The following is a 16645-nucleotide window of genomic DNA, read 5'->3' as shown; positions in this document are numbered from 1 at the left end:
GCATGCTTGGTTCCATGAGCAACACCGAGCCGTCACCCATCACCGCGCCGGACGGCATCGCCGAGGTCGAGGCTGCCACGCACGGTCCCGAGCGCAGCGAGCCGCAGGTACTGGTGATCACCGGAATGTCGGGCGCCGGCCGGTCGCGAGCGGCGGCCGTCCTGGAAGACCTCGACTGGTACGTCGTCGACAACCTGCCCCCGATGATGCTCGTACCGCTGGTCGATCTCATGGCCAAGGGGTCGAGCATCGAACGCGTAGCGGTCGTCGTGGACGTTCGCGGCAGGCAGTTCTTCTCCGAGCTGGACAAGGTGCTCGTGCACATGACGGAGGCGGGGGTCGCCTACCGGATCCTGTTCCTGGACGCGAGCGACGAGGTGCTCGTGCGCCGGTTCGAGCAGGTCCGCAGGCCGCACCCGCTGCAGGGCGAGGGGCGCATCCTCGACGGCATCGCTGAGGAGCGGTCCGTCGTCGCGACGCTGGCCGCCCGTGCCGACCTGCGGATCGACACCTCCGACCTGTCCGTGCACGACCTCGCCAGGGAGATCCGGGCGTGGCTGGCGCACGACATCAACGAGGTGCTGCGCGTCAACGTCATCTCCTTCGGGTTCAAGTACGGCATACCCCTGGACGCCGACCACGTGGTGGACGTACGGTTCCTGGCCAACCCCTACTGGATCACCGAGCTCCGGCACCTGACGGGGCGTGACCAGCCGGTACGCGACTACGTGCTCGCCCGACCGGGCGCCGTCGAGTTCATCGACCGCTACGTCGACGCCCTGGCTCCGGTGCTCTCCGGTTACCTCAACGAGGAGAAGCGCTACGTGACCATCGCCGTGGGATGCACGGGCGGCAAGCACCGCTCCGTCGCCATCTCCGAAGCCATCGCCGACCGGCTCCGTGCCCGAGGCCAGCTCGTCTCCGTCTCGGCACGTGATCTGGGCCGCGAATGATCCCGCACGCGCCCGGAGCGCCGGACGTCCCCGTACCGGAGTGGAGCAAGAACCCCTCGGTGGTCGCTCTGGGCGGCGGCCACGGCCTGTCCGCGAGCCTGTCGGCCCTGCGGCTCATGTCCGACCGCCTCACGGCGGTGGTGACGGTCGCCGACGACGGCGGCTCCTCCGGACGCCTGCGCGACGAGCTCGACGTGCTGCCACCCGGTGACCTGCGGATGGCGCTCGCCGCCCTGTGCGACGACTCCGAGTGGGGCCGTACGTGGAGCGCGATGCTGCAGCACCGCTTCGCGTCGTCGGGCGAGCTGGACAACCACGCCATGGGCAACCTGCTGATCGTGGCGCTGTGGGAGCTGCTCGGTGACGAGGTCGAGGGCCTGGACTGGGTCGGCCGGCTCCTCGGTGCCCGGGGCCGTGTGCTGCCGATGGCGTCGGTGCCGCTGGTGGTCGAGGCGGACGTACGGCACGCCGCCACGCCGGGAGAGCCCGAGCCGGTGCTGGAGACCGTGGTCGGGCAGAGCCGCGTGGCCGTCACCGAGGGCCGGATCGAGCAGCTGCGCCTGCTCCCGGCGGATCCGCCGGCGCCTCCGGAGGCGGTCCAGGCGGTGCTCGACGCCGACTGGGTGGTTCTGGGCCCCGGGTCCTGGTACTCCTCGGTGCTGGTGCACCTGCTGGTGCCCGCGATCGCCGAAGCCCTGCACGTCACGAAGGCGCGGCGCTGCGTGACGCTCAACCTGTCCGCGGAGAACGGCGAGACGGAGGGCCTCACCGCCGTCGACCACCTGGAGGCCCTGCACAAGCACGCGCCCGGCCTCAGGATCGACGCGGTGCTGGCCGACCCGTCGGCGGTCGAGGACGTCACGGCGCTGGAGGCTGCCGCCGCCTCCATGGGCGCGCGCGTGATCATGCGCCAGGTCCGGCGCGGCGACGACACGACCAAGCACGACGGGCTGCGGCTGGCCGCCGCCTACCGTGACGTGTTCGAGGGCGTCTACGGCGACGTCTGAGCGACTGCTGGGGCGACACGCCGGGACAATTCGCCCGAGTATCCGCGATTCCACCGGGTGCCCCCGCGCTCGACCATGGCAGGATGACGCCATGGCGCTCACGGCACAGGTCAAGGAGGAGCTCGCGCGGGTGAGGGTGGCGAAGACGTCCTGCCGCAAGGCAGAGGTCTCCGCGACGCTGCGGTTCTCCGGCGGCCTCCACATCATCTCAGGTCGGGTAGTGATCGAGGCAGAGCTCGACACGGAGCATGCCGCGACCCGGCTGCGGCATGCCATCCACGACCTGTACGGGCACACGAGCGAGCTCATCGTGGTCCAGGCGGGCGGCCTGCGGAAGAGCTCGCGGTTCGTGGTGCGCGTGGTGCGCGAGGGGGAGTCGCTCGCCCGGCAGACGGGGCTGCTCGACGCCCGCGGACGGCCCGTGCGCGGACTGGCGCCCGAGGTCGTGTCCGCGGGCGTGCAGGAGGCGGAGGCCGTGTGGCGTGGCGCCTTCCTGGCGCACGGCTCGCTGACGGAACCCGGCCGGTCCATGGCGCTGGAGATCACCAGCCCCGGACCTGAGGCGGCGCTCGCGCTCGTCGGCGCGGCGCGCCGGCTGGGCGTGGCGGCCAAGTCTCGCGAGGTGCGCGGCATCGACCGCGTGGTGATCCGCGACGGCGACTCGATCGGCCGCATGCTGGAGCGCATCGGCGCACCCGAGACCCTCAAGGTCTGGGAGGAGCGGCGCGAGCGCCGCGAGGTGCGTGGCACGGCCAACCGTCTGGCGAACTTCGACGACGCGAACCTGCGCCGCTCCGCGCGGGCCGCCGTAGCCGCGGGCGCGCGGGTCCAGCGGGCGTTCGAGATCCTGGGCGACGAGCTGCCGGAGCACCTGCGCCAGGCCGGTGAGCTGCGGCTCGCGCACAAGCAGGCGTCGCTCGAGGAGCTGGGCCGGCTGGCCGAGCCGCAGCTGTCCAAGGACGCGGTGGCGGGCCGGATCCGCCGTCTGCTGTCGACGGCGGACAAGCGCGCGCTCGAGCTGGGCATCCCTGACACCGAGGCCGGGCTGCCCGCTGACCTGCTGGACCTCTGACTGTCAGACACCGCCGGACGTGTCAGACGTACAGGTCACCCGGGTGACCTGTACGTCTGACACGTCCGGCGTGTTCTGACGTGACACCCGGCTCTGGGACTTGACCGCCCGATCCGTCTTGTGAGATCGAACAGAACCCTGAGTTCCACGCTGTCTGGGCTCGGGTCACGGTTCGGCCGGGTTCGGGTATAGGCTCGAAATCGTCAGGTGACGACGCCGTGACCATCGCGTTTCCCGTTCGGGTCGTCGTGGGGTCGCGGCGCCCGGATCACCCTGCAACGCACGCTCCGTCGGGCATCGACGGCAGCGGCGACAGATACAAGGAAACGTGTGCGCCGGGACGGCCGGCGCCCCCTGAGGAGGGCATTGTGACCATCCGCGTCGGCATCAACGGCTTCGGCCGTATCGGCAGGAACTTCTACCGGGCTCTCGTCGAGTCGGGTGCAGACATCGAGATTGTCGGGGTCAACGACCTGACCGACAACAAGACGCTCGCGCACCTGCTCAAGTACGACACCGTCCTGGGCCGCTTCGGCAAGTCGGTCGACTTCGACGACGAGAACATCATCGTGGACGGCAAGAAGATCCGCGCCCTCGCCGAGCGCAACCCCGCGGACCTCCCCTGGGGCGAGCTGGGTGCGGACATCGTCATCGAGTCCACGGGCTTCTTCACGGACGCCACCAAGGCGAAGGCGCACATCGACGCCGGCGCCAAGAAGGTCATCATCTCGGCCCCGGCCAAGAACGAGGACGCCACGTTCGTCATGGGCGTCAACAACGAGCTGTACGACCCGGCCGCGCACCACATCATCTCGAACGCGTCGTGCACCACGAACTGCCTTGCCCCGCTGGCGAAGGCGCTGAACGACTCGATCGGCATCGAGCGTGGCCTCATGACCACGATCCACGCCTACACGGGTGACCAGAACCTGCAGGACGGCCCGCACGGCGACCTGCGTCGCGCCCGTGCGGCCGCGCAGAACATCGTCCCCACGACGACGGGTGCCGCCAAGGCCGTCGCCCTGGTGCTGCCGGAGCTCAAGGGCAAGCTGGACGGCTACGCCCTGCGCGTGCCGGTCATCACCGGCTCGGCCACGGACCTGACCTTCGAGGCCTCGCGCGAGGTCACGATCGACGAGGTCAACGCCGCCGTCAAGGCTGCCGCCGAGGGCCCGCTCAAGGGTGTCCTGGAGTACGTCGAGGACGAGATCGTCTCCTCGGACATCGTCACCAACCCGCACCAGAGCATCTACGACTCGAAGCTCACCAAGGTGATCGGCAACCAGGTCAAGGTCGTCGCCTGGTACGACAACGAGTGGGGCTACTCGAACAGCCTCGTCAACCTCACCGTGTTCGTCGGCGAGAAGCTCTGACCTTCTTCGCCCCAGCGTGAACCCCGACGTCCGCGTGCGCATCGGCCAGCCGGCGCGCACGCGGACGTCGTCATGTCCCGGAACCCGACTGGCGACGCCCCGCATGCCGGTCCCTCGATCTGGAGTGCTCCTATGAAGACCATCGACTCCCTCGGCGACCTGCGCGGCAAGCGCGTCCTGGTTCGCTCAGACTTCAACGTCCCGCTCGACGGGACGACCATCACGGACGACGGCCGCATCCGCGCCGCCCTGCCGACGCTGAAGCGGCTGACCGACGCCGGCGCCCGCGTCGTCGTGCTGGCCCACCTCGGCCGCCCCAAGGGCACGCCGGACCCCCAGTACTCCCTCGCGCCCGTCGCCGCCCGCCTGGGCGAGCTGCTGGGCCAGGACGTCGCGCTCGCCGAGGACCTCGTCGGTCCCTCGGCCGCGAAGACGGTGGACGCCCTGGCCGACGGCCAGGTGGCCCTGCTGGAGAACGTCCGCTTCGACGCCCGCGAGACCTCCAAGGCCGACGCCGAGCGCGCCGAGCTCGCCGGTGAGCTGGCCCAGCTCGCGGACGCGTTCGTCTCCGACGGCTTCGGCGTCGTGCACCGCAAGCAGGCGTCGGTGTACGACGTCGCGCAGGTGCTGCCCGCCGCGGCCGGCGACCTGGTCCTGGGCGAGGTCGAGTCGCTGTCGAAGGCGACCGGCGACCCCGAGCGCCCCTACGCCGTCGTCCTCGGCGGGTCCAAGGTGTCGGACAAGCTGGGCGTCATCGCGAACCTGCTGACCAAGGCGGACCGCCTGCTCATCGGCGGCGGCATGGTCTTCACCTTCCTCGCGGCCAAGGGCCTGTCGGTGGGCAACAGCCTGCTGGAGGACGACCAGATCGACGCCGTCAAGGGGTACATCGAGACCGCCGAGAAGAACGGCGTCGAGATCGTGCTGCCCGTCGACATCGTCGCGGCTGACTCGTTCGCCGCCGACGCGCCGCACCAGGTCGTCCCCGCGGACGCGATCCCGGACGGCACCATGGGCCTCGACATCGGCCCCGAGTCGGGCAAGCTGTTCGCCGCGAAGCTCGCCGACGCGAAGACCATCGCGTGGAACGGCCCCATGGGCGTCTTCGAGTTCGAGGCGTTCGCCGCCGGCACCACCGCGGTGGCGCAGGGCATCATCGACGCGACGTCCGTCGGCGCGTTCTCCATCGTGGGTGGCGGCGACTCGGCAGCGGCCGTGCGCGCGCTCGGTTTCGACGAGGCCGGCTTCAGCCACATCTCGACCGGCGGCGGCGCGAGCCTCGAGCTGCTGGAGGGCAAGGAGCTCCCGGGCCTCACGGTCCTCGCCGACTGACCTGCCGTACCTACCCCCCAGAACTCAGAACCAACTCAGAACGAAGGAAGAAGACACGTGGCTACCACCCGCACGCCGCTGATGGCGGGCAACTGGAAGATGAACCTGGACCACCAGCAGGCGATCAGCACGGTCCAGAAGCTCTCCTGGTCCCTGAAGGACGCCAAGCACGACTACAACGCGGTAGAGGTGGCCGTGCTGCCGCCGTTCACCGACCTGCGGTCGGTGCAGACGCTCGTGGACGGCGACAAGCTCGAGCTCGTCTACGGCGCCCAGGACATCTCCAAGCACGAGTCGGGCGCGTTCACCGGTGAGATCTCCGGGGCGATGCTCGCGAAGCTGGGCTGCACCTACGTGGCGATCGGGCACTCCGAGCGTCGCGAGCACCACGGCGAGTCCGACGACCTGATCAACGCGAAGGTGCGCGTCGCCTTCGCGCACGGCCTGACGCCGATCCTGTGCGTCGGCGAGGGCCTCGACGTCCGCAAGGCCGGTGACCAGGTCTCGTACACGCTCGCACAGGTGGAGGCCGCGCTGGTCGACGTGCCGGTCGAGCAGATCGCGAAGATCGTCATCGCGTACGAGCCCGTGTGGGCCATCGGCACGGGCGAGGTCGCCACGCCGGAGGACGCGCAGGAGGTCTGCGGCGCGATCCGCCGCGTGCTCGGCGAGCTGTGCGACGCCGACATCGCCGCCGGCGTCCGCGTGCTGTACGGCGGCTCGGTGAAGTCGGGCAACGTCGCGCAGATCATGGCGCAGCCCGACGTCGACGGCGCACTGGTGGGCGGGGCGAGCCTCGACCCCGAGGAGTTCGCACGGATCGCCCGCTACCAGTCCCACGTCACCGCCTGAGTCACCCCTCCTGCACGTGTCAGACGCACAGGCCACCCGAGTGACCTGTGCGTCTGACACGTATGGTTCCGAGACACTCCCGCAACCTCGCTGATGTACTCTCGCTCGGGCGTGATGTTCCGCGTGTGACTCCTGCTCAGGGCACTAGGCGCTCTGAACAGGGGGTTCGCACTGTGAGGTGCGTCTCGCTTACTCTTGACCGATCCGCCGCCGGGAAAACGCCCCGGCACCACCTACAACCGAGGACGTGAACCCGTGGACGCGCTCCGCATCATCCTGGAAGTCCTGCTGGTCCTGACCAGCGGCTTCCTCACCATGCTCATCCTGCTCCACAAGGGCAAGGGTGGCGGACTGTCCGACATGTTCGGTGGCGGTATCTCGATGGGCGCCGGTTCCTCCGGTGTCGCCGAGCGGAACCTCAATCGCATCACCATCGCCTTCGCCCTCGTGTGGGCAGTGGTGATCGTCCTGCTCGGACTCATCCAGAAGGTCAGCTGAACCGGTCGCCAAGCGCCTAGCAGCTGACGGCCACACACAGAGGGGACGACAGACGTGGCATCAGGCGGTCATGCGATTCGGGGGAGCCGGGTAGGCGCCGGCCCTCTCGGCGAGACGGAGCGGGGCGACACCGCGCCACGTATCCGAGTTTCTTACTGGTGTGCCAACGGGCACGAGACGGCACCGAGCTTCTCGGTGGGCGAGGACGTAGAGGCCCCCGTCCAGTGGGACTGTCCGCGTTGTGGTTTCCCCGCGGGGATGGACCCGGTCAACCCGCCGTCGCCCGTGCGGAACGAGCCGTACAAGACGCACCTCGCCTACGTGAAGGAGCGCCGGTCCGAAGAGGACGGCGCCGCCCTCCTGGAGGAGGCGCTCGAGGCACTGCGGACCCGCCGTGGCGGCCGCGTAGCGCGCTAAGGCTTTTCAGCAGACGAACATCTGGCGAGGTAGACATGCGGCGAGGTAGTCACCCAGCACGAACCGGGTGACTACCTCGCCGGATGCCTACCTCGGCGTCGTGGCTGCCGCCGCCTTCGCGTCCAGGAGCCACAGGGTGCGGGCCTGGCCGACGGCGCCCGCCGCCGGCACCTCGGTCACCGGGCCGTCGGCCAGCGCGGCGGCCACCTGCTCCGCCTTCTCGGCCCCCGCCGCGACGATCCACACCTCGCGGGCGGACCGGATCGCGTCGAACGTGAGCGAGACGCGCTCGGGCGGCGGCTTCGGCGAGGCGTGCACCCCCGTCGTCGTCCCCTGCGCGGCCAGGCCCTCGTGTCCGGGGAACAGGGAGGCGACGTGCCCGTCGGGACCCATACCGAGCAGCAGGACGTCAAACGCGGGGACCGCGACGGTCCCTTCGCCCGCGTGCTCGCGCAGGAGCTCGGCGTAGGCGGCCGCGCCCTCCTCGGGCGTCGCCACCGACGTCGGCCCCGGCATGGGATGGACGTTGGCGGCGGGGAGCCCGTGCTCGGCGACCAGGCCGTCGAGCAGGGCCTCCCGCGCCTGGGTCTCGTTGCGGTCCGGGTCGCCGTCCGGCAGGAACCGCTCGTCGCCCCACCAGAGGTGGACGCCCGACCAGTCGACGGCCGGCACGAGCGGGCTCGCGGCCACCGCCGCGAGCGTCGCGATGCCTACCGAACCGCCCGTGAGCACGACGTGCACGGGGGAGCGGACCGACTGCACGTCGAGCACCCGCGTGAGCAGCCGAGCTGCAGCGGCCTGTGCGAGCACCTCCTTGTCGGGGTGCACGACGACGAGCCGCACCCCCGGCGCCTGCCCGGACGCCGACCCGCTCATCAGGCCGCCGTCCGCGTGGTGACCTGCTTGAGGCCCCGGATGAGGGTCTCCTCGAAGATCTCGTCCGGGTCGAGCCGGCGCAGCTCCTCGATGAGGGCCTCGTTCAGCGCCCGGATCGGCAGCGCGATCCGCCGCGCGGGCTTGCCCGGCTGCGTGATCGTGACGGTGCGGCCGTCGGGCCGGTCCAGCACGATCGGCCCGCTCTTGCGCTCCAGGGTCACGCGCGTGATCGCGTCGTCGCTGCTGGTGCGGACCACCTCGGCCGGGCAGTTCAGCCGGGTCCCGAGCCAGGCGGCGAGCAGGTCGAGCGACGTGTGCCGCTTCTGCCCCTCGACCGTCACGGAGAGCACGGGCTCGAACGGCGGCTGCTCCACGGCGGCAGCGATGAGCGCCCGCCACAGCGTGACCCGCGCCCAGGCGAGGTCGGTGTCACCGGGTGCGTACGCCCCGGAGAGCGACTCGAGCAACCCCGCGGGGTCCTTTGCCGTGGTGCTGTCGATGATCCGGCGGGCCGCCATGGCGCCCACCGGGTCCTGCGACGGCACCGCGGGCGCCTCACGGGGCCACCAGGCCACGATCGGCGCGTCGGGCAGCAGGAGCGGCATCACGAGCGTGTCGGTCCGTTCCAGGAGCGGGCCGAAGGCGTGCAGCACCACCACCTCGGAGGCGCCCGCGTCACCGCCCACCCGGATCTGGGCGTCCAGCCGGGCGTCGGAACCGGGCTTCGCCGGCGCGACGACGATGACCCGGCACGGGTGCTCCCGGCTCGCGTCGTTCGCGGCCTCCACCGACTCCTCGACGTCCTGCTCGTCGGCCAGCACCACGAGGGTGAGCACGCGGCCGAGGGCCACCGCGCCGCCCTCGTCGCGCAGGCGGACCAGACGCTTGTTGATCAGGTTGGTCGTGGTATCCGGCATGTCGATGATCACTTAGGGCCTCCTCCAGGTCCTGCCGTCGCGCTCCATCATGGCGTCGGCCGACGCCGGGCCCCAGGTGCCCGACGCGTACGGCTCGGGCTTGCCCTTGCGCGCCCAGTACGACGTGATCGGGTCGAGGATCTTCCAGGAGAGCTCGACCTCCTCGCGCGTCGGGAAGAGCGGCGGGTCGCCGAGCAGCACGTCGAGGATGAGCCGCTCGTAGGCCTCGGGCGAGGACTCGGTGAACGAGTGCCCGTACCCGAAGTCCATGGTCACGTCGCGCACCTGCATGGCGGTGCCCGGCACCTTGGCGCCGAACCGCAGGGTGACGCCCTCGTCGGGCTGCACGCGGATGACCAGGGCGTTGTTGCCGAGGTCTGATGTCAGCGACGACTCGAAGGGCAGGTGCGGCGCCTTCTTGAACACCACCGCCACCTCGGTGACGCGGCGGCCGAGGCGCTTGCCGTGGCGCAGGTAGAAGGGGACGCCCGCCCAGCGGCGGTTGTCGACGTCGACCCGGACGGCCGCGAAGGTCTCCGTGGCGGAGTCCTTCGCGATGCCGTCCTCCTCGAGGAAGCCGGGCACCTGGTCGCCACCCTGCCAGCCGGCCTCGTACTGGCCGCGGGCGGTGTGCTTGCCGAGGTCACGCGGCAGACGCACGGAGGACAGCACCTTGATCTTCTCGGCGCGCAGCTCGGCGGCGTCGAAGTTGACGGGCTCCTCCATGGCCACCAGGGCCAGGAGCTGGATCAGGTGGTTCTGGATGACGTCGCGCGCGGCGCCGATCCCGTCGTAGTACCCGGCGCGGCCACCGATGCCGATGTCCTCGGCCATGGTGATCTGCACGTGGTCCACGTAGTTCGAGTTCCAGATGGGCTCGAACATGGTGTTCGCGAAGCGCAGGGCCAGCAGGTTCTGGACGGTCTCCTTGCCCAGGTAGTGGTCGATGCGGAACACGGACTCCGGGTCGAAGACCTTCGAGACCACGGCGTCGAGCTCCTTGGCGCTGGCCAGGTCGTGCCCGAACGGCTTCTCGATGACCACCCGGCGCCACGCGTCCACACCGTCGCCGTCGGCGTCGTTGTCGGGGTGCGACAGCCCGTGCTTCGAGAGCTGCTCGCACACCACGGGGAACGCCGAGGGCGGGACCGAGAGGTAGAACGCGTGGTTGCCGCCCGTGCCGCGCTCCCGGTCGAGCGTCTCGACGGTCTCACGAAGACGCTCGAACGCCTCGTCGTCGTCGAAGGAGCCCTGCACGAACCGGATGCCCTCGGCCAGCTGGCGCCACGTCGCCTCCCGGAACGGGGTGCGGGCGTGCTCCTTCACGGCGTCGTGCACCACCTGTGCGAAGTCCTGGTCCTCCCACTCGCGCCGGGCGAAGCCCGTCAGGGCGAAGCCAGGCGGCAGGAGGCCACGGTTGGCGAGGTCGTAGACGGCGGGCATGAGCTTCTTGCGCGCCAGGTCGCCCGTCACGCCGAAGATGACCAGGCCGCTGGGCCCCGCGATGCGGGGCAGACGCAGATCAAGGGGGTCGCGCAGGGGATTGACCCCCTGCGCGATCTTTGCCGGCCTCACCGCTCGACGCCTCCAGCACCGGCGAGGCCGGTCTTGGTGGTCGTCAGGAGCTCGTCCCAGCTGACCTCGAACTTCGTCACGCCCTCGTCCTCCAGCTGTGCGGTTACCTCGTCGATCGAGATGCCCTGCGCCTCGATCGCCGCGATGACCGTGGCGGCCTGCTCGCCCGAACCGGTGACGGTGTCGGCGAGCACGATGCCGTGGTCGGCGAACGCGTCGAGCGTCTTCTCGGGCATGGTGTTGACCACGCCGGCCACGACGAGCTCGTCCACGTACATCGTGTCGCGGTAGCTCGGGTCCTTCACACCGGTCGACGCCCACAGCGGACGCTGCGGCTGGGCGCCCGCGGCCTGCAGGGCCGCCCACCGCTCCGACGCGAAGACCTCCTCGTAGGCCGCGAAGGCCAGCCGGGCGTTCGCGATGGCGGCCTGGCCGCGCAGCGCGAGCGCCTCGTCCGTGCCGATCGCACTCAGACGCTTGTCGATCTCGGCGTCCACGCGGGACACGAAGAACGACGCGACCGAACCGATGACGGACAGGTCGTGGCCCGCCGCCCTGGCCTGCTCGAGGCCGGCCAGGAACGCGTCCATCACCGCCCGGTAGCGGGGAAGCGAGAAGATCAGCGTCACGTTCACGCTGATCCCCTTGGCCAGGGTGGACGTGATGGCCGGCAGGCCCTCGGCCGTGGCCGGGATCTTGATCATCACGTTCGGCCGGTCGACGGTCTCCCACAGGCGGACGGCGGTGGCCTCCGTCGCCGTCGTGTCGCGGGCCAGCCGCGGGTCCACCTCGATGGACACGCGGCCGTCCACGGCACCGGTGGCGTCGTAGACCGGACGCAGCAGGTCTGCCGCGTCGCGGACGTCGTCGGTGGTGATGCGCTCCACCGCCGCCTCGACGTCGCCGTTGTTCGGCGGCCCGGCCAGCTCGGCCAGGATGCCGTCGTACGCGTCGCCCTGCGCGAGGGCGGCGGCGAAGATCGTCGGGTTGGTCGTGACCCCGACGACGTTCTTGGTGCTGATGAGCTGGGCGAGGTTGCCGGTCCGCAGACGCTCACGAGACAGGTCGTCCAGCCAGATGGCGACACCCGCCTCGGACAGCCGCTGGGTGGGACTGACGTGCTCGTCTGTGCTGTCTGTCGTGCTGTCGGTCATCATGCCCTTCCTCTCGTGTCCGTGATCCCGTCGTGGCTCAGGAGGCCGCGGCGATCGACTCCTTGGCGGCCAGGGCGACGGCCTCTGCCGTGATGCCGTACTCGGCGTAGAGCTTCTTGTAGTCGGCCGAGGCGCCGTAGTGCTCGAGCGAGACGATGCGGCCGGCGTCGCCGACCACCTCGCGCCAGCCCTGCGCCACGCCTGCCTCGACGGAGACACGTGCCTTCACGCCGGCCGGGATGACCGACTCGCGGTAGGAGTCGTCCTGCTTGTCGAACCACTCGCGCGAGGGCATGGAGACGACGCGGGCCTGCACGCCGTCGGCGGCGAGGATCGCGCGCGCCTCGACGGCGAGCTGCACCTCGGAGCCGGTGCCCACGAGGACGACGTCGGGCGTGCCGTCGGTGTCCAGGAGGGTGTAGCCGCCCTTGAGGGTGCCCTCGGCCGAGGCGAAGCCCTCGGTGCCGCGCGGGTAGGTGGGCACGTTCTGGCGGGTCAGCACGATGCCTGCCGGGTTGTCCCGGTTCTCGAGGATGCCGCGCCAGGCCCAGGCGGTCTCGTTCGCGTCCGCGGGGCGGACGACGTCGAGGTTCGGGATGGCCCGCAGCGCCGCGAGGTGCTCGACCGGCTGGTGGGTCGGGCCGTCCTCGCCCAGGCCGATCGAGTCGTGCGTCCAGACGAACGTGGTGGGGATGCCCATCAGCGCCGCCAGGCGGACCGAGGCACGCATGTAGTCGGCGAACTGCAGGAACGTCCCGCCGTAGGGGCGGGTCAGGCCGTGCAGCACGATGCCGTTGAGGATGGAGCCCATGCCGTGCTCGCGGATGCCGAAGTGCAGCGTGCGGCCGTACTCGTTGCCCGGGAACTTCTTGGTCGCGTGCTCGGCGGGCACGAACGACGGCACGCCGTCCATCGTCGTGTTGTTGGAGCCGGCGAGGTCGGCGGAGCCGCCCCACAGCTCGGGCAGCACGTCCGCCAGGGCGGAGAGCACCTTGCCCGACGCCGCACGGGTCGCGACGCCCTTCTCGCTCGCCTCGAACTCCGGGAGCGAGGCGGTCCAGCCCTCGGGCAGCTCGTGGGCGCGCAGGCGTGCCAGCAGGGCGGCCTGCTCCGGGTTGGCTTCCTTCCAGGCGGCGAAGGCCGACTCCCACGCCTCGCGCTCGGTGGCCTGACGCTGCGCGACGGAGCGCGTGTAGGACAGGACCTCGGAGTCGATGGCGAACGTCGCCTCGGGGTCGAGACCGAGCACGGACTTGAGGCCCTTGACCTCGTCGGCGCCCATGGCCGAGCCGTGGATGCCGCCCGTGTTCTGCTTGGTGGGCGCGGGCCAGCCGATGATCGTGCGCAGCGCGATGATCGAGGGCTTGCCGGTCTCCGCCTTGGCGGCGTCGAGCGCGGCGGACAGCGCGTCGGTGTCCTCCGCGTAGCCCTCGCCACCCGAGGTCCAGTCCACGCGCTGGGTGTGCCAGCCGTACGCCTCGTAACGCCCCAGGACGTCCTCGGTGAACGCGATGTTGGTGTCGTCCTCGATCGAGATCTTGTTGTCGTCCCAGATCAGGATCAGGTTGCCGAGCTGCTGGTGGCCCGCGAGCGACGAGGCCTCGGAGGTCACGCCCTCCTGCAGGTCGCCGTCGGACGCGATGACGTACACGTGGTGGTCGAACGGCGACTCGCCGGGGGCGGCGGCGGGGTCGAGCAGGCCGCGCTCGCGGCGGGAGGCCATCGCCATGCCGACGGCGGACGCGAGGCCCTGGCCGAGCGGGCCGGTCGTGATCTCGACGCCGGCGGTGTGGCGGTACTCCGGGTGGCCGGGGGTCTTGGAGCCCCAGGTGCGCAGAGCGGCGATGTCGTCCATCTCGAGGCCGTAGCCGGCGAGGAAGAGCTGGAGGTAGATCGTCAGTGACGAGTGGCCGGCGCTCAGCACGAACCGGTCGCGGCCCAGCCAGTCGGGGTCGGACGGGTCGTGGCGCATGGCCTTCTGGAAGAGGAGGTAGGCGGCCGGTGCGAGCGAGATCGCGGTTCCGGGGTGTCCGTTGCCCACCTTCTCGACGGCGTCCGCAGCCAGTGCCTTGATGGCCTTGACCGCTCGCTCGTCGAGCTCCGACCACTCCAAGGGCTTCAGCACGGGGTCGAAAGCGTTCACGAGTCCTCTTTCTCTCCGCCACAGGCCCTCGCCCTGCCCGGAGAGCGGACGGGCCGGAGAGCCGCGCAGCGTGCGTGCGGCGGCGGCGGGATGCCGGCCGCCCTTCGTTCGATTGCGAAATCAACCCTATACGCGCACCCCAGCACCCGCGCAGGCCTGTCCACGTCCTGTGGATCACAGGACCGGGGACAAATCTCACACGGCCGTCCGGGAATGCGGTGCGCGGCCACGTCAGGCCGCGACGTACGATGGGCACGCACCCGTGAGGCGACGCTGCCGGCAGCACTGCCACCAGCACCGCCACCAGGTGCGTCATCGATCCAGGACTCTTTTACGAAGACACTCCCGAACGGAACTGCGACGCGCGTGAGAACGAGCCACACGACGACCGGCCAGACCGCGCGTCCCCAGACGTCCGGCACGGAAGACTCCGGGGCCGAGCAGCCCGGGACCGAGCAGCCTGTCGCCGACGTCGGACCGCGTCCCGGGGGATGGTTCCTGAGCCGGGCCGGCGCGTACGTCGCGCTGACCAAGCCGCGCGTCATCGAGCTGCTGCTCGTGACGACCGTGCCGACGATGATCCTGGCGAACGACGGCATGCCGAGCTTCTGGCTGATCCTCACCACCCTCATCGGCGGTGCCGGTGCCGCCGGGAGCGCCAACGCGTTCAACATGTGGTGGGACCGGGACATCGACCAGGTCATGAACCGGACCAAGAAGCGTCCGATGGCCACCGGGGAGATCACGCCGCGTGCGGGCCTGGTGTTCGCCTCGATCCTCGGCCTGCTGTCGCTGACGTGGTTCGCGCTGGTCATCAACTGGGCGGCGATGTGGCTCACGCTGGCCGCGATCGCCATCTACGTCGTCGGCTACACGATGATCCTCAAGCGCCGTACCCCGCAGAACATCGTGTGGGGCGGCATCGCGGGCTGCATGCCCGTCTTCATCGGCTGGGCGTCGGTGACGGGCGAGCTGAGCTGGGCCGCGCTGGCGCTGTTCGGCATCATCTTCTTCTGGACGCCGCCGCACTACTGGCCGCTGTCGATCAAGTTCAAGAAGGACTACGCGAACGCGAACGTCCCGATGCTGCCGGTCGTCAGCGACGACAAGCGCGTGGCCGCCGAGATGGTGGGCTACACCCTCGCGATGATCGCCTGCTCGCTCCTGCTGACGCCGCTCGCGGGCATGTCGTGGGTGTACACCGCGGTGGCCGCGGCGCTCGGCGCGTGGTTCCTCTGGGCGACCATCGCGATGCTGCGCAGGGCGCAGGGCAGGGCGAGCGGCAAGCTGGGCGCCATGAAGGTGTTCCACGCGTCGATCACGTACCTGTCGCTGCTCTTCGTGGCCGTCGCGGTGGATGTCTTCCTGCCGTTCTGACGCGCTTTGTCCGCTGCTTTGTCAAGGCGGTCTTCTGTTCATATTGTTCGCGCCCATGTAGTGGTTCATGATTCGGCCCGTGTCGGTGTGCGCGCCTAGGCTGAGGGTGTGACCGAGACCCCAGCCGACCGAACCACCGACTCCGCCGATCAGCCTGCCGATCGGCCTGCCCAGCAGTCCGGGAGCTACTCCGCGGGCCTGCCGACGTCGGCCTCCGCAGTTCCCGAGGTCGACCTGGCTCCCCGCCGGGCGGCCCGCGAGAAGTCCCGCGTGGCCCCCGACTACGCGCGTGCCTGGCTCCTGCTCTCCGCGATGCGGACCGAGCTCTTCGACAAGGCGCAGCTCTCCCGGGCGGACCAGGTGATCCTCGACTGCGAGGACGCCATCGACGACTCGTTGAAGGATGAGGCGCGCGAGAACGTCATCCGGTGGATCAAGAACGGTGGCAGCGCCTGGGTCCGGATCAACGACCGCCAGGCGTCGTCATGGGCCGACGATGTCGCGCACCTCCGCGGCCTCAAGGGTCTCAACGGCGTCATGCTCGCCAAGACGGAGAGCGCCGACGACGTCATCGACACGGCCCAGCGCCTCGGCGGCGACGTGCCGGTCATCCCGCTCGTCGAGTCGGCGCTCGGCATCGAGGAGGCCGTCAACATCGCCCGGGCCCGCGGCGCGTTCCGCCTCGCGTTCGGCTCCGGTGACTACCGCCGCGACACCGGCACCGCCAACGAGCCCATGGCCATGGCATACCCGCGCACGCGCCTCGTGGTCGCCAGCCGCATCGGTGGCCTGCCCGGCCCTGTCGACGGCCCCACGGTCGGCTCGTCGCACGCGCTGCTCCGTGAGCAGTCCGCCGACGCCGTCATCCTGGGCATGACGGGCAAGCTCTGCCTGGACTTCGAGCAGCCGGCGGTCATCAACGAGTCCTTCGCGCCGACGTCCTCGGACGTGGCCTGGGCCGTCGACTTCTTCGCCGAGTTCGAGGCCGCCGGCTCCGTCATCCGCGACGGCAGCGACAAGCCGCGCCTCGCGCGCGCACAGGTGATCCGCTCGCGCGCCGAGCTGTTCGGGATCAACCCCTCCTGATCTTCGCGCGGGA

15 protein-coding genes are annotated in these 16645 nt (G+C 70.5%); 10 read left to right on the top strand and 5 right to left on the bottom strand.

Annotated features, from left to right (window positions below; genetic code table 11):
• Positions 1 to 14 precede the first annotated feature (14 nt).
• The 8 genes from rapZ to ACQEVI_RS00185 all read left to right on the top strand — a co-directional run bounded on the left by rapZ (position 15) and on the right by ACQEVI_RS00185 (position 7504).
• Positions 15 to 953: an RNase adapter RapZ gene (rapZ, locus tag ACQEVI_RS00220; protein WP_432893415.1), complete on the top strand. Its 939-nt coding sequence runs from the start codon at positions 15 to 17 to the stop codon at positions 951 to 953.
• Entirely contained in the window at positions 950 to 1960 is a 1011-nt protein-coding gene (locus ACQEVI_RS00215) for a gluconeogenesis factor YvcK family protein (protein ID WP_432893413.1), read from the top strand. The genes rapZ and ACQEVI_RS00215 overlap by 4 nt, the downstream gene beginning before the upstream one ends.
• A gap of 91 nt (positions 1961 to 2051) precedes the next feature.
• Positions 2052 to 3032, top strand: coding sequence for a DNA-binding protein WhiA (gene whiA / locus ACQEVI_RS00210; protein WP_116675604.1), 981 nt, complete (start codon positions 2052 to 2054; stop codon positions 3030 to 3032).
• Between the two features lie 368 nt (positions 3033 to 3400).
• Complete coding sequence (gap, locus tag ACQEVI_RS00205) at positions 3401 to 4405, top strand: type I glyceraldehyde-3-phosphate dehydrogenase (protein ID WP_432893410.1); 1005 nt, start codon at positions 3401 to 3403, stop codon at positions 4403 to 4405.
• 132 nt (positions 4406 to 4537) lie between these two features.
• Complete coding sequence (locus ACQEVI_RS00200) at positions 4538 to 5737, top strand: phosphoglycerate kinase (protein WP_432893406.1); 1200 nt, start codon at positions 4538 to 4540, stop codon at positions 5735 to 5737.
• A gap of 81 nt (positions 5738 to 5818) precedes the next feature.
• On the top strand, positions 5819 to 6589 hold the full coding sequence (tpiA, locus tag ACQEVI_RS00195; RefSeq protein ID WP_432905722.1) for a triose-phosphate isomerase: 771 nt from the start codon (positions 5819 to 5821) through the stop codon (positions 6587 to 6589).
• A 255-nt stretch (positions 6590 to 6844) separates the two neighbouring features.
• On the top strand, positions 6845 to 7087 hold the full coding sequence (gene secG, locus ACQEVI_RS00190; protein ID WP_020014806.1) for a preprotein translocase subunit SecG: 243 nt from the start codon (positions 6845 to 6847) through the stop codon (positions 7085 to 7087).
• Positions 7088 to 7141: 54 nt separating this feature from the next.
• Positions 7142 to 7504 (top strand): RNA polymerase-binding protein RbpA, encoded by a 363-nt coding sequence (locus ACQEVI_RS00185; protein WP_432893401.1) that lies wholly within the window; start codon positions 7142 to 7144, stop codon positions 7502 to 7504.
• 87 nt (positions 7505 to 7591) lie between these two features.
• Here ACQEVI_RS00185 and pgl read toward each other — a convergent pair whose 3' ends face one another.
• The 5 genes from pgl to tkt are packed head-to-tail and all read right to left on the bottom strand — an operon-like array spanning position 7592 to position 14169.
• The gene (gene pgl / locus ACQEVI_RS00180; RefSeq protein ID WP_432893398.1) at positions 7592 to 8380 is read right to left on the bottom strand and encodes a 6-phosphogluconolactonase; all 789 of its coding nucleotides are present in this window, start codon (positions 8378 to 8380) and stop codon (positions 7592 to 7594) included.
• Positions 8380 to 9309: a glucose-6-phosphate dehydrogenase assembly protein OpcA gene (gene opcA / locus ACQEVI_RS00175; protein ID WP_432893396.1), complete on the bottom strand. Its 930-nt coding sequence runs from the start codon at positions 9307 to 9309 to the stop codon at positions 8380 to 8382. Before opcA ends, pgl begins: the two co-directional genes overlap by 1 nt.
• A complete protein-coding gene (gene zwf / locus ACQEVI_RS00170; protein ID WP_432893393.1) occupies positions 9310 to 10872 on the bottom strand; it encodes a glucose-6-phosphate dehydrogenase in 1563 nt (520 codons plus the stop codon). It abuts the gene before it with no gap.
• Entirely contained in the window at positions 10869 to 12026 is a 1158-nt protein-coding gene (gene tal, locus ACQEVI_RS00165; RefSeq protein ID WP_432893390.1) for a transaldolase, read from the bottom strand. Before tal ends, zwf begins: the two co-directional genes overlap by 4 nt.
• Positions 12027 to 12063: 37 nt before the next feature.
• Complete coding sequence (tkt, locus tag ACQEVI_RS00160; RefSeq protein WP_432893388.1) at positions 12064 to 14169, bottom strand: transketolase; 2106 nt, start codon at positions 14167 to 14169, stop codon at positions 12064 to 12066.
• A gap of 366 nt (positions 14170 to 14535) precedes the next feature.
• On the opposite strand from tkt, the gene ACQEVI_RS00155 reads away from it, so the two are divergent.
• Complete coding sequence (locus ACQEVI_RS00155) at positions 14536 to 15546, top strand: heme o synthase (RefSeq protein ID WP_432893385.1); 1011 nt, start codon at positions 14536 to 14538, stop codon at positions 15544 to 15546.
• A gap of 234 nt (positions 15547 to 15780) precedes the next feature.
• Positions 15781 to 16632 (top strand): HpcH/HpaI aldolase/citrate lyase family protein, encoded by an 852-nt coding sequence (locus tag ACQEVI_RS00150; RefSeq protein ID WP_357510340.1) that lies wholly within the window; start codon positions 15781 to 15783, stop codon positions 16630 to 16632.
• Positions 16633 to 16645 lie beyond the last annotated feature (13 nt).

This window comes from Promicromonospora sp. CA-289599, from assembly GCF_050936155.1.
Taxonomy (GTDB): domain Bacteria; phylum Actinomycetota; class Actinomycetes; order Actinomycetales; family Cellulomonadaceae; genus Promicromonospora.
Note: the sequence above shows the minus strand (reverse complement) of the source record. Positions and strands in the feature narration are given on the sequence as shown.

Coding starts and splice junctions, on each gene's coding strand:
- ACQEVI_RS00200 (WP_432893406.1), top strand. CDS start 4,538: ATGAAGACCATCGACTCCCTCGGCGACCTGCGCGGCAAGCGCGTCCTG.
- tpiA (WP_432905722.1), top strand. CDS start 5,819: ATGGCGGGCAACTGGAAGATGAACCTGGACCACCAGCAGGCGATCAGC.
- rapZ (WP_432893415.1), top strand. CDS start 15: ATGAGCAACACCGAGCCGTCACCCATCACCGCGCCGGACGGCATCGCC.
- tal (WP_432893390.1), bottom strand. CDS start 12,026: ATGACCGACAGCACGACAGACAGCACAGACGAGCACGTCAGTCCCACC.
- pgl (WP_432893398.1), bottom strand. CDS start 8,380: ATGAGCGGGTCGGCGTCCGGGCAGGCGCCGGGGGTGCGGCTCGTCGTC.
- whiA (WP_116675604.1), top strand. CDS start 2,052: ATGGCGCTCACGGCACAGGTCAAGGAGGAGCTCGCGCGGGTGAGGGTG.
- ACQEVI_RS00215 (WP_432893413.1), top strand. CDS start 950: ATGATCCCGCACGCGCCCGGAGCGCCGGACGTCCCCGTACCGGAGTGG.